The sequence below is a fragment of the Weissella sp. DD23 genome (genome assembly GCF_001579105.1).
In the GTDB taxonomy this organism is placed as follows: Bacteria; Bacillota; Bacilli; order Lactobacillales; family Lactobacillaceae; genus Weissella; species Weissella cibaria.
In genome coordinates this window covers 215,865-228,731 of record NZ_KQ970393.1, presented here as the reverse complement: position 1 = coordinate 228,731, position 12,867 = coordinate 215,865, and the positions used below count along the sequence as shown (strand labels likewise).

Annotated in this window: 12 protein-coding genes; 8 read left to right on the top strand and 4 right to left on the bottom strand. The window is 43.0% G+C overall.

The genetic code is table 11. The features are described 5' to 3' along the window. Window positions 1-89: 89 nt before the first annotated feature. On the bottom strand, window positions 90-362 hold the full coding sequence (locus tag WEIDD23_RS07110; RefSeq protein ID WP_010373326.1) for a hypothetical protein: 273 nt from the start codon (window positions 360-362) through the stop codon (window positions 90-92). Between the two features lie 185 nt (window positions 363-547). Between WEIDD23_RS07110 and WEIDD23_RS07105 the strand changes: the two genes are divergently transcribed. The 5 genes from WEIDD23_RS07105 to WEIDD23_RS07085 all read left to right on the top strand — a co-directional run bounded on the left by WEIDD23_RS07105 (window position 548) and on the right by WEIDD23_RS07085 (window position 5,967). Beyond that, a complete protein-coding gene (locus WEIDD23_RS07105; protein ID WP_010373323.1) occupies window positions 548-1,429 on the top strand; it encodes a MurR/RpiR family transcriptional regulator in 882 nt (293 codons plus the stop codon). 202 nt (window positions 1,430-1,631) lie between these two features. Then, complete coding sequence (locus WEIDD23_RS07100; RefSeq protein WP_010373321.1) at window positions 1,632-3,041, top strand: glycoside hydrolase family 1 protein; 1,410 nt, start codon at window positions 1,632-1,634, stop codon at window positions 3,039-3,041. 7 nt (window positions 3,042-3,048) lie between these two features. Further along, window positions 3,049-3,828, top strand: a complete 780-nt coding sequence (locus tag WEIDD23_RS07095) for a sulfite exporter TauE/SafE family protein (protein ID WP_062358872.1) — start codon at window positions 3,049-3,051, stop codon at window positions 3,826-3,828. Window positions 3,829-3,859: 31 nt separating this feature from the next. Continuing rightward, window positions 3,860-5,053: an MFS transporter gene (locus tag WEIDD23_RS07090; protein ID WP_010373318.1), complete on the top strand. Its 1,194-nt coding sequence runs from the start codon at window positions 3,860-3,862 to the stop codon at window positions 5,051-5,053. A gap of 11 nt (window positions 5,054-5,064) precedes the next feature. Continuing rightward, window positions 5,065-5,967, top strand: a complete 903-nt coding sequence (locus WEIDD23_RS07085; protein ID WP_062358871.1) for an ROK family protein — start codon at window positions 5,065-5,067, stop codon at window positions 5,965-5,967. 217 nt (window positions 5,968-6,184) lie between these two features. Here WEIDD23_RS07085 and WEIDD23_RS07080 read toward each other — a convergent pair whose 3' ends face one another. The 3 genes from WEIDD23_RS07080 to guaA form a co-directional block, all read right to left on the bottom strand. After that, window positions 6,185-7,132: a multidrug resistance efflux transporter family protein gene (locus WEIDD23_RS07080; RefSeq protein WP_038229214.1), complete on the bottom strand. Its 948-nt coding sequence runs from the start codon at window positions 7,130-7,132 to the stop codon at window positions 6,185-6,187. Between the two features lie 8 nt (window positions 7,133-7,140). After that, the gene (locus WEIDD23_RS07075; protein ID WP_010373314.1) at window positions 7,141-7,689 is read right to left on the bottom strand and encodes a helix-turn-helix domain-containing protein; all 549 of its coding nucleotides are present in this window, start codon (window positions 7,687-7,689) and stop codon (window positions 7,141-7,143) included. A gap of 179 nt (window positions 7,690-7,868) precedes the next feature. Beyond that, window positions 7,869-9,422 (bottom strand): glutamine-hydrolyzing GMP synthase, encoded by a 1,554-nt coding sequence (gene guaA, locus WEIDD23_RS07070; RefSeq protein WP_010373312.1) that lies wholly within the window; start codon window positions 9,420-9,422, stop codon window positions 7,869-7,871. A 362-nt stretch (window positions 9,423-9,784) separates the two neighbouring features. Here guaA and WEIDD23_RS07065 point away from each other — a divergent pair, with 362 nt between their 5' ends. The 3 genes from WEIDD23_RS07065 to WEIDD23_RS07055 all read left to right on the top strand — a co-directional run. After that, a complete protein-coding gene (locus WEIDD23_RS07065; protein ID WP_010373309.1) occupies window positions 9,785-10,864 on the top strand; it encodes a BMP family lipoprotein in 1,080 nt (359 codons plus the stop codon). Between the two features lie 360 nt (window positions 10,865-11,224). Next, a complete protein-coding gene (locus WEIDD23_RS07060) occupies window positions 11,225-12,448 on the top strand; it encodes an argininosuccinate synthase (protein WP_062358870.1) in 1,224 nt (407 codons plus the stop codon). Then, window positions 12,441-12,867, top strand: a 427-nt coding sequence (locus WEIDD23_RS07055) for a lyase family protein (protein ID WP_242865461.1), incomplete at its 3' end; no start/stop codon positions are given. The genes WEIDD23_RS07060 and WEIDD23_RS07055, both read left to right, overlap by 8 nt.

Sequence of the window (12,867 nt, the reverse complement as noted above, 5' to 3'; positions counted from 1 at the left end):
CGTTTTTGAATATGTATCGTTATTTAAAACGTCAGGTGATTTTATCACATTTTTTCAGAAAGTGACCGGTTAGATCACTTTGATATGTTTTAAGGAAGTTGTGGCGCGATGACGTTGTCTAGCCAATCAGTTAATTCATCAATGCCGGTACCAAGGTGTGAAACAGGATGTTCAAAGCCTTCGTTGATGAAATGCCAGCTAGCCGTTTGACTGTCGTTACCGTAAGAAACGAAGTGAATCTTGCGGGTGCCATTTACCCAATTACGAATCAAGGCTGGACTAGCTTGCGCGCCTTGATAGAAGGTAAAGCCGTTAGCCTCAGCAAATGCAGTGACGAGTTGCGTGTAGTTATTTTCGTTCATGTTATGCTCCTTTACTTGATGGTTCTAATTATAGAGCGAAACAAAATAAAGACCAGTCTGTTCATTATTTTGTTTCATGCTAAAATCACTTGCCAAAATGATTGATTAAGAAAGGCACCACAATTTCCGACTTTCAGGAAATGTGGTAAAGTCGTATTAAAAGTAAGCGTTTTCAGGAGAAGGTCATGTTAATTAAAGAGTCATTGGAAAACCAAGAAGCAATGAGTAGTGTTGAAAAGCAGTTATCTGACTATTTTTTGAATGATACATCGGAAATAAAAGAATTAACGGCCCGTCAGCTAGCGAATGATCTTTACGTGTCCCCTTCGACGGTGACACGTTTCTGTCAGCGATTGGGATTTTCAGGCTTTCCTGAATTTAAAGAGGCGTTGATAAAAGAACGCTTGTATCTAGCTCATAATGTGCAAGATATTGATGTTAATCAGCCATTTTTACCGAGCGATAGCATTTGGTCAGTTGCTAATAATATTCGCCAACTGTATACCGAAGTCGTAGCAGATACGCTTTCTTTGCAAGATTACCAACAACTTGAGAGTGCAACGAAAAAGCTAAGTGATGCGCAACATATTTATGTCTATTCTGCCGGGGACCATCGCCACTTGGCAGAGATATTTGCGAATAAGATGTTGCGGATAGGTCGACCAATTACGCAATTATCGCGAACGGATTTAGTAGATTTTTATTTGCAAGAATCGGTAGCGAATGATGTTGTTGTACTGATTTCTTACTCGGGAGAAACACAAGATATTCATCGGTTAATGACGATCATGGATAATCGGAAATTACAGGTGATTGCGCTAACAGCCTATGGAAAAAACACATTGTCTGAGCATGCGGATATCTTGTTGCCAATGAGTACACGTGAGCGCCTAATTCAAAACTTTGGTAATTTTAGTACCGATGTATCTGTTTCGTACCTGCTGGATATTTTGTATGCCAGTTATTTATCGCGGCACGTTGAGGCAAACGAAACAAAAATGCAGATAGAGAAGGAGTACCAACGTTATCGGTTTACGGAGAACCCAATTATCAAGGATCAATCTTAAAGTGGAACGGGCTGCAATTGGTAGGTCCGTTTTTTCATGTGAAAGTGTTATTTTGCGCAATAGCGTTGCATGGTATGTAAGCGTTTTCTTGTTTGAGTGTGCAACGGTCTGACAAGTCGATTTGAAAAGCTATTATTGCGCTTGGTTAGCTAGCTATACTGTTTCTTGCTTAGAAATAGCAAGAAAAGGAGATTAAATACATATGGCTTTTCCAGCAGGTTTCCTCTGGGGTGGTGCAACTTCAGCTGAACAGATTGAAGGTGCTTACGATGTTGATGGTAAAGGGCTTAGCACAGCTGACATGATGACGTTAGCCGAAAATGGCGCGCCTCGTGAGATTACTGATGCAATTGATTCAGCTAAGTTTTATCCGACACACGATGCGATTAAACACTATGAACATTATGCAGAAGATATTGCCCTGTTTGCTGAACTAGGTTTTAAAGTCTACCGGTTTTCAATGGCTTGGACACGTGTCTTTCCGAATGGGGATGATGCCAAACCAAATCAGAAAGGATTGGACTTTTACGATAAAATTGTGGACTTGTGTTTGTCGTATGGTATTGAACCGTTGGTTACGATTCAACATTTTGATACCCCGATGGGGTTAGAAAAATATGGATTTTGGCAAGGGCGTGAAGTGGTTGATTTGTTTGTCCGTTATGCGGAGACGTTATTGCGTCATTTCGATGGGCGTGTGCGGTACTGGCTAACGTTTAACGAAATTAATAATATGTCGACGATGCCTTGGAACGCTGGTGGTATTAGCTTAGATGCCAGTGAGAACGATAAGATGCAAGCGGCATATCATCAATTTTTGGCGAGCGCGAAAGTTGTTAAGTTAGCGCATGAATTAAATGCCGAGAATAAAGTCGGCATGATGTATAACGGGCATTTTTCATACCCTAATAGTCCTGATCCGGCAGACGTACAAGGAACTGAAGATTTTCAAAAACTCATGATGTTTTATGCGGATGTCCAGGTTCGTGGTAAATACCCAAATTACAAGTTAAAAGAATTTGAACGTAAGCATATTGTGCTGCCAGAACACTCCGGTGATAAAGCCATTTTGGCGGCGGGAACCGTAGATTTTGTGTCGTTTAGCTATTACTTGACCCACGTGACTGGTCAGAAGACACAGGGAATCTTAAAGGGGTTGAATGGGTTAGAGACCGGTTATACCAATCCGTATTTGAAAAAGTCAGACTGGGGTTGGGGCATCAATCCACAGGGGTTGCGTTTCGCCTTGAATACATTGTATTACCGCTATGAGAAGCCGGTTATGATTGTTGAAAATGGATTAGGTGCTTATGACGAAAAGGATGCCAATGGGCAGATTCATGACGATTATCGCATCGATTATCTCAAACAACATTTGCTTGAAGTCGAAAAGGCAATCGAATTGGATGGCGTTGATGTGATGGGATATACCGCTTGGGGGCCAATTGATTTGATTGCGGCAAGTAGTGGTTCGATGGACAAGCGTTATGGATTCATCTATGTTGACGTGGATAATCACGGTAACGGCACTTATCAGCGTGAAAAGAAGGATTCTTTTGCTTGGTATCAACGCGTTATTGCAACGAACGGCCGTAGTTTGACGGAAGAATGAGGCATTTATGCTGAATGTTTTGTATGTTATTGCGACATTTATTGCAACAATCATTGGGGCATTGGCCGGGATTGGTGGGGGCATTGTATTAAAAGCAATGACAGATTTGTTCTCGCCAGATTCGGTACAAGTCATTGGCTTTTATACAACCGTTGTCGTATTTACGATGTGTTTAGTATCAATTGTTAAGCAAATTAAGTCGGGCTTTAAGTATGACTTGCCAATGTTGCTTGAAATTTCAGTGGGATCATTACTCGGTGGTTATATAGGGAATAGCTTGTTGACGGTATTACTACGCTATTTTCCTGAAAATAAAGTGCAGTTAACCCAGTCGATTATATTATTTCTAACGTTAATCTTTTTGATTATCTATACGCGGGCGATGCCACAACGGCAACGTGTAAAAAAGCCACATTGGTTGGCATCGTTTGGCTTGGGATTGTTTTTAGGTGCAATATCTATCTTTTTGGCCATCGGTGGAGGTCCGTTGAACGTCTCGTTATTGGTAATTTGTTTTGGTTTTACACTGCGCGACGCAGCAATTTATTCGATTGCAAGTATCTTTTTCTCACAGATTTCAAAAATATACACCATTGTGATTGCGAATGATTATAGTCGGTATGACTTAGGCCTGGTTCCATGGCTTGCGATTGTGGCGATTATCGGTGGTTATGTTGGTACAACGTTGAGTCAACGACTTTCTAGTAAAATGTTGGCCATTTTATATAACGTTTTCATGATTATGTTGGCCGTGCTGACGTTGGTTAGTGTTGGTCGACATATGTAGAATAGGGATTAATTTGGGGAGTGATGATTATATGAATAAACATAGTTTTTGGTTTAAGGTAGCGTTGCTATCAATTGCAACGCTAACGAATGCGGCAGCGGCCGTCCAGGTAACCGTGCCACTGATTCATCAAACTTTGGCTGGTCATTCGCAAACGGACATTGAATTATTGATGTCTGTGTCGAGTTTAGGTATTTTGATATTTGTTTTGTTGTCACCGCTTGTAACAAGATTAATGGGAAACAAGCGCACCGTTGTTCTAGGGTTATTGGTTTCGGTAATTGCAGGTATTACACCGATGTTTACCGAGAATTATACGATTATGCTAGCTAGTCGGTTCCTATTTGGTGCCGGTGTCGGATTATTTAATTCGTTATCGTTCTCATTGATTTCGATGTATTACACGGGTCATGAGCGTGACGCTTTGATTGGTTATCGAGATGCGGCGGCTGCGATGGTGACAACTTTGCTGACGTGGGTCGTGGGATTCCTAATGGGCGGTGGTTGGCACGCCGCGTTTGGTGTGTACGCGCTTGGGGCAATTCCATTGGTCTTGTTTGGTTTGTTAGTACCCGATAATACGCCAGTGGTTGAGGAAGAACATGTTACTGCGAGTGGTCATGTCCGCGTAAATGGAGCGATGATTTTTTCAGCGGTATTTGCATTCTTTTGGTTTACGGCATATTTTGGCATCACGGTTAAAATGGCGCCGGTATTTGCCGAACGCGGTTACGGAACAGCCGCTGATGCCAGTTTTGTCACGGGACTTGTGACGGCATTCCAATTTTTGTCATCATTGTTGTTTGGACAGATTAAGCGTTTGTTAGGGCGCTACTCGATTGCGATTGGCGCAACATTGGCGATGACGATGGTGTTCATCTTGATACAGAGTCAGTCGCTCATCTTGTCAGCGGTAGCCGTTGCGGGTTACGGATTTGCGTTTGGTATGGTTATGCCAGGAATCTTTAGTAATTTAGCAGCTGAGACAAATGCGGTCTCACAGACATTAGGATCAACAATGATGTTAGTGGGAATCAATGTTGGTGTGTCGGCAAGCCCATATGTGCTTAAGACACTGAACGGTTGGTTTAATCAAACAAGTGAAATTGCTAATTACGTGATTATTAGCTTTATGTTATTGTTATTAGCCATTGTGGCCTTTATGAAGGCCGCAATTCGCCCTGGGCGTCATGCCAATAAATTGGGTGAGACAGCTCATGAATGAAAGGGATAAAAATGGAAAATCATTATTTGGCCATCGATGTTGGTGGTACCAAAGTTAAATATGGTTTAGTTAATCATAGTGGAGAATTGGTTGAACGTGGTAATCAGCCAACAAATCGTCGAGATCTAAAGACTTTTGTTGCGCAATTGCAGGCGATTATTGCATTGTATCATGACGATATTCGGGGTGTTGGCATTAGCTTGCCGGTGCGTGTTAATCATGACACGGGTACTATTCATGCCGGGGTGATGTGGTCGTTTTTAGACGGCGTCGACCTAAAGACGGCGTTGCAATTAGATTTGCCGTTAGCTATTGAAAATGATGGGAAAGCCGCTGCACTTGCTGAACTTTGGGTGGGTGAGTTAAAAGGGGTCGCGAATGGTTTAGCGCTGGTCCTTGGCACGGGTGTTGGCGGTGGTTTTGTAATTGACGGTCAGTTACACTATGGTGCTCATTATGAAGCTGGTGAATTATCATTTATTTACCATAAAATTACGACGGATCGTGAATCACGGTTTGGTTTTACAGGGTCGGCGGTTGAGATGATTAAGGAAATCGCGACCGAATTGGAGTTGCCGGATGTCCACGATGGAGAAAAAGTATTTGAGTTCATCAATGCTGGTTATCCGCAAGCTAAGCGTATTTTTAATCAATACGCACGAACAATCGCGCTACAGATTCAAAATTTGCAAGCAACGGTTGATATTGAACGGGTCGTAATCGGTGGTGGTATTTCAGCCCAACCGATTGTGACGGCAACCATTCGTGAAGCGTACGAGGCATTTTATCAAGGGAATCCATATATCAATCGCATGATTAGTCATGTCGATATCGTGCCCGGTAAATTTGGTAATGATGCTAATCTGTATGGTGCGATTTATCGTTTGTTACTTGAGCTAAATCAGGAGGCTTAAGCTTATCGGTGTTAAACGGTGCGAACCCGTTTAACATCATTGCGGGCAACCGCAAATGAGAAGGTAGTACGTACGACTTAATACTTCACAATCTCAACAATCTCAAAAACGCAGATACTATCTTCTCAGCTTTCATAGTATGAAACACGCCATGTTTGTGGCGTGTTTTTGTTTGTAATGAAAAAGGCCATCGCACTGTGCGGTGGCCTTTTCACGATTAATAACGTCTTTTACGAGTTAGGTTAATCCCCACAATACCGAGAATCATAACGAGCAAACCCAACAATTGGATATGTGTCGGTAACGCATGATTTAAAAATAGAACGCCCAGCAATACCGTGAAAATCACCTCAAATGATTGGGTGGCTTCAACAGTTGCCAACACTTCCATGTTCCGAGCGGCCATCGCGGTTGCTTGGAAGAAAAGTACCGTTGCAATAACGCCAGAAGACAGAGCAACTGTGAACGTGCTTAAGAGCGTTGTATGGTTTGGCAATCCTGATCTCAAATAACCAATGATTGCCAACAAAATGAAAGTTGGGTATGTCGCAATCAACATCCCAAAAACTTTTTCTAACCCGTTGAAATCGGGGTAACGAACGCCGATTTGGCGGTTCCCCAGTGGATAACAAATGGCTGCGATTAGAATTGCGATGACGGCAAACCAAAATTTATGATTAAAACCAGCAAATCCGGTTGTTTGAATCGTGGTCATGGCAATTCCGATGATGATAATGACCATCCACTTCAATTTATTTCGCGGTATCTGCAAACGATGTGATACACCAGAACTATCGGTGACCTTCATTAATGGCGTTGTGAGCACACCGAAGATGATAGTGAGTTGCCATAAGCTAGACACCAACCACCCGGGAAGAAACTGTGCAGCCCAGGTGAGCGGGACGTAAAACAAAACGAAACACACATTACTCCAGAGTAGCCAATAGAATGGCGCATCTTTGATTGCCAGCCACACCTTACGGAAATTTGCCTTCACCTGAGGGACATAAGCCAACATGGCAATCATCGGTAACATCCATAGGTAACGGAGGGTGGACACCCATACCCAGTCGCCAGCCGCATGCAAATTGATTTCATTTAAGAGAAAGGTCAACGAGAAAAATAAAGCGGCAAGAATACCGAGTAAAACAGACTTTATGGCCATACATGCTCCTAGCGATTATAAATCATGAGACTGACAAAACTAGTGTCGGTCGTAGTGTCATTCCGATATTCATGCGCAAATGCTCCGTTAAACTTGGCCATGGTACCAGCCGGAATTTGAAATGTTTGCCCATTGACCTGCATTGTTAAGGTGCCGGTTTTTACAATTAATACCTCTACCGTCCCTGGTACGTGGGCGGCAGATTGCCGCGCTGACTGGCTAGTCAGTGACAAATCAAAGACTTCAAAGTTATTCGACGCAATCGAGTTAAAGACCGATTGGACCACGACACCTGCATCTTCGCTAGCAATATTGTGGAAATCCGCAGGTCTAGCTAGTTCAAAGTCGACAGGATCGGTCGCAAAAAAGTAGTTAATGGGCACAGCTAGACCACTAGAAATCTTCCAGAGTGTATCGATGGAAGGCGAAGTAGTGTGGCGCTCTATGTTATTCAGAGAAGCAGTGCTGACACCTGTTAGTGTGCTGACTTCTTGCAGGGTTAATTGGCGTTGTTGGCGCAACGTCAGTAGTCGGGTACCGACAATTTCAGTTATCATAACGGTGCTCTTTTCTATATTATTATGTATTTTATTTACAATACTAAATAAACGTATCATAAAAGTAAGCATGCTCAGTGATGTGATTTTTGATTTGGGGATAAAGTTTTGAATAGATACAAAAAACCACCTTGGAATTTGTTTATTCCATGGCGGTTTTTTCGTTTAGATATTAAATATTACTCCCACTCAACAGTTGCAGGTGGCTTGGCCGTGATATCGTACACGACGCGGTTAATGTGGTCGACTTCATTGACGATGCGACGAGAAATCTCTTCCAAGATATCCCATGGCAACTTAGCGAAGTCAGCCGTCATCCCATCAACAGACGTGATAGCACGAATGGCAATCGTATAGTCGTACGTACGGCCATCACCCATGACACCGACTGAACGGACCCCCGTCAAGACAGTGAAGTATTGCCAAACTTCGCTATCCAAACCATGCTTAGCAATTTCTTCACGCAAGATTGCATCAGATTCGCGCACAATTTCGAGCTTTGCTTCAGTAATGTCACCCAAAACACGAATCCCCAAGCCAGGACCAGGGAAAGGTTGGCGCCAAACAAGTTCGTGTGGCATACCCAACTTCTCACCCAACGCACGAACTTCATCCTTGAAGAGTGTGTTAAGGGGCTCAATCAATTGGAATTGCATGTCTTCTGGCAAACCGCCGACGTTGTGGTGTGACTTGATCGTTTGCGCGGTATCCGTTCCTGATTCAATCACGTCAGTGTACAACGTGCCTTGTGCCAAGAAGTCGATGCCATCAAGCTTAGCGGCTTCTTCGTCAAAGACGCGAATAAATTCGTTTCCGATAATCTTACGCTTTTGCTCAGGATCAGTAACCCCGGCCAACTTCGTCAAGAAACGTTCTTGTGCATCAACTTTAATGATGTTCAGGCCGAACTTACCGCCCAAAGCAGCCATCACTTCATCTGCTTCGTTTTTACGTAGCAAACCGTGATCAACGAAAATTGATGTCAATTGATCACCAATAGCACGTTGTAACAAAACACCCACAACTGATGAATCAACCCCACCAGAAAGACCCAGCAAGACCTTCTTGTCACCAACGGTTTCACGAATCTTCGTGATTTGCTCGTCGATGAAATCATCCATTGACCAATTGCGTTCTGCACGAACTGCCTTGTCAACGAAGTTTTCCAAAATTTGCATGCCGTATTCAGTATGTTGCACTTCAGCGTGGAATTGCACCCCGTAGAAGTTGTGGTAAGTATCTTCCATGGCTGCGATTGGCGTGTTGTCAGACGTGGCAACGGCCTTAAAGCCATCAGGTACTTGCTCAACGTAATCACCGTGTGACATCAAAACAGTTTGCGTTTCTGGTGTGCCGCCGAACAAAACGGTGTTGTCAGCCGTCACGTCCATTTCAGTTTCACCGTATTCTGATGAATCATTCGCTGGCGCCACTTTTCCGCCAGGCAATACATGTGCCATCAATTGCATACCGTAGCAAACGCCAAGGATTGGAATGTCCAAATTGAACACTTCTGGATCAATCGTGAACGCACCGTCTTCATAGACCGAGTTAGGCCCACCTGAAAAGATGAGTCCCTTTGGATTAAGTGCCTTAATTTCAGCGGCCGTCATTGTGTGTGGCTTTAATTCAGAATAAACACCCAATTCGCGAATGCGTCGTGAAATGAGTTGGTTATATTGTGAACCGAAGTCCAACACCAAAATGCTATCGTGCGTTTCTGTGTTTGCCATGATATCCCCCATAAAATTGTTGTTTCTAATTATACGTACTTCACGACAATAATCAATGGTGGGTTTTAAAAATGTTCGTAATTTGTTCGCATATTACATTTCTCTCATAAATATAGTTACTAAAAATAAGACATTTACGAAAAATACTTATTTTAGGGCCTTAAATACAGTTGTTATTAGGTTAATCGTTTTTAATAATTCGAAAACCATGAAAAATGTAATGAACTGACCCCTTGCATTATCTTAAATAGAACCTTATAGTAGTAAAAATTACATTTTTATTTGGACTCTGAGCTGGTAATTTTCAAGGCAAAAAGAGTGGTCGGGTCGAGGGATTTTATACTTTGGAGGTATTAGGAAAAATGGTTTCACGTCGGACATTGATTATTGGTGGTGTAGCAGTTGTTGTCGTTGCAGGGATTGCGTATGCCGCAACGTCAGGTAGCAAGGGCGGATCAAGCGATAAATTCACCGCTGCGGTTGTTTCAGACACAAACGGTGTAAATGACAAGGGCTTCAACCAAAGCGCTTGGGAAGGCTTAGAGAAGTGGGGTAAGGCTAACAACTTGTCTAAGGGACAAAATGGTTACAACTACTTCCAACCTAAGACGGTCGCCGATTACGATACGCAATTGACGCAAGCTGCTACTGCTAAGTACAATGTCGTTTCAGCTATCGGAAACACGTTTAAGGATTCAGTCCAAACCGTTTCTAAGAAGTATCCTGACACGAAGTTTGTGTTGGTTGATGAAATTGCGGATAAGAAGTACAAGAACGTTGCATCAGTCATGTTCCACTCAGAGCAATCATCATACTTGGTTGGTATCGCCGCTGCGACAAAGGCCAAGGAAATCGGTGACGATACGGTTGGTTTCGTTGGTGGTATGAAGAACCAAGTGATCGAATCATTCTTGGCTGGTTACCAAGCCGGTGTGAAGTCAGTTGATCCTAATATGAAGGTCGATGCAACGTATGCAGGTACGTTCTCAGACCCAGCCAAGGGACAAACAATTGCTAAGGCCAAGATGGCGCAAGGTGAGCACATTATTTTCCAAGCCGCTGGTGGTGTTGGAAATGGTGTCTTCCAAGCTGCGAAGGACCAAGACGCAACGTTGGCTGCGGATTCAAAGGATAAGGTTTGGGTCATCGGTGTCGATATGGACCAAACAAACATGGGTGACTACAAGTCAAAGGATGGCAAGTCAGCTAACTTGACGTTGACATCATCATTGACGGGTGTTGGTCGTGGTGTGCAATTGATTACGGAATCAGCGCAAAAGGATAAGTTCCCTGGTGGCAAGACTGTTTACTACGGCTTGAAGGAAGGCGGAGTCGGTGTTGTCACGAAGAACTTGAATGCAGACGAGAAGAAGGCTGTTGAGACTGCAAAGGCAAAGATTATTTCTGGCGATATCAAGGTGCCAGCAACGCCTGAAAACTAATTAATGACAATTTAAAAATCAAAATCCGCGGAGATGACTGTCTCCGCGGATTTTTTTGTTAAAAACAGATGTTTAATTCGTTTATGCACAGGGTTAGTTCTCTGAAATATACAAAAATGGCGGATGGATTGAAAAAATATGTAAATAATTGAATAGAAGCATCCGATTGACAAATATGAATATTTTATGATTTTCAAAATATTGATTTAGTATTCCGATTAACAATAATACCACCGATTAAATGCGTCTTTTATCATGATTTATTGAATTTATTTAGAATAAAAATACAATTAATCTTGCTATTTTTGAATAAATAGTTACAATTGACGAATAGTCAAATATTCAAAAAGGGGAATAAATATGCAAGAAAAGTTGGTTTTAGCTTATTCAGGCGGTTTAGATACTTCGGTGGCCATTCCTTGGCTTAAGGAGAAGGGGTATGCCGTAACGGCGGTTGTGCTAGATGTTGGTCAACATGGTAAAGACTTGGATTTCATCAAAGCCAAGGCGTTACAAGTGGGTGCCGAAGCGTCAATCCTGTTGGATGCCAAAGAAGAATTTGCGACAGATTATGTGGCACCAGTTATTCAAGGAAATTTGTTATATGAAGGTGAGTATCCATTAGTTTCGGCATTGTCACGGCCGTTAATCATTAAGAAGTTAGTCGAAATCGCGCATCAGATTGGTGCGACAACAATTGCGCATGGATCGACAGGTCACGGTAATGATCAAGTTCGTTTTGAGGCTGCGATTCACGCCTTTGACCCTAATTTGAAAATTGAGGCACCAATTCGAGATTTTCAATGGTCACGTGAAGAAGAGATTGCCTATGCAGATGCGCATCATGTACCCATTCCAGTAGGTGAGGAGTCACCATACTCAATTGATGAAAATATTTGGGGGCGTGCAATTGAAGCGGGAATTCTAGAAAATCCATGGCATGAAGCGCCTGAGGAAGCATATGAGTTGACTACAGCAATTGCAGATACACCGGACGTTGCTGATTTTGTCACGATTAGTTTCGAAGCCGGTTTGCCAGTTGCCTTGGATGGTGAAGCAATGTCGCTAACAACAATCCTTGAAAAGTTAAATGTGTTGGCTGGCGCGCACGGGATTGGCCGTGTTGATCATATTGAGAATCGATTAGTCGGTATTAAGTCACGTGAAATTTATGAGGTGCCAGCCGCCACTGTTTTGATGACGGCCCACAAGGATTTGGAAGACTTGACGTTGGAACGAGATGTTGCACATTTTAAGCCAATTGTGGCCGAACACTTAGCGAACTTAGTCTACGATGCCAAGTGGGTGTCGCCTTTGTTTGATGCGCTGCAAGCGTTTATCAAGGTAACGCAGCAAGTTGTAAACGGTGACGTGAAGATGAAGTTATTCAAGGGTTCTGCAATTGCTGTGGCGCGTCAGTCAGCTAAAAATTCACTCTATGATGAAAATTTGGCGACGTATACGGCCAGTTCATCATTCGATCAAGCCGCAGCAGTTGGATTTATCAAACTGTGGACTCTAGGCAACACCGTGTTTGAACAGGTTAATCATGTTCATTCTGAACAGGGTGAGCAGCATGACTGATAAATTATGGGGTGGTCGATTTACGGAAACTGGATCCGACCGGGTACAAGCGTATGGTGCTTCAATTGCAGCAGATCAATACATGATTGCTGAGGATATTCAAGCATCGATTGCGCACGCACAAATGTTGGGACAACAGGCAATCATTACAGCGGCAGAAGCTGCCCAAATCGTGGCCGGGTTACAAGCGGTGCGTGCCGACTTTGAGTCAGGTGTGGCAACGCTACAAATTGCGCAGGAAGATGTGCATATGAATGTTGAAGTGTTGTTAACTGAAAAAATTGGGCCCGTTGCGGGAAAGCTGCATACGGCGAGATCACGAAATGATCAGGTAGCGACTGATTTTCATCTCTGGGTTGCCAATCGACTACCTAATATCATCGAAGCGATTAAGCAGTTTCAAAAGACATTATTGCAAG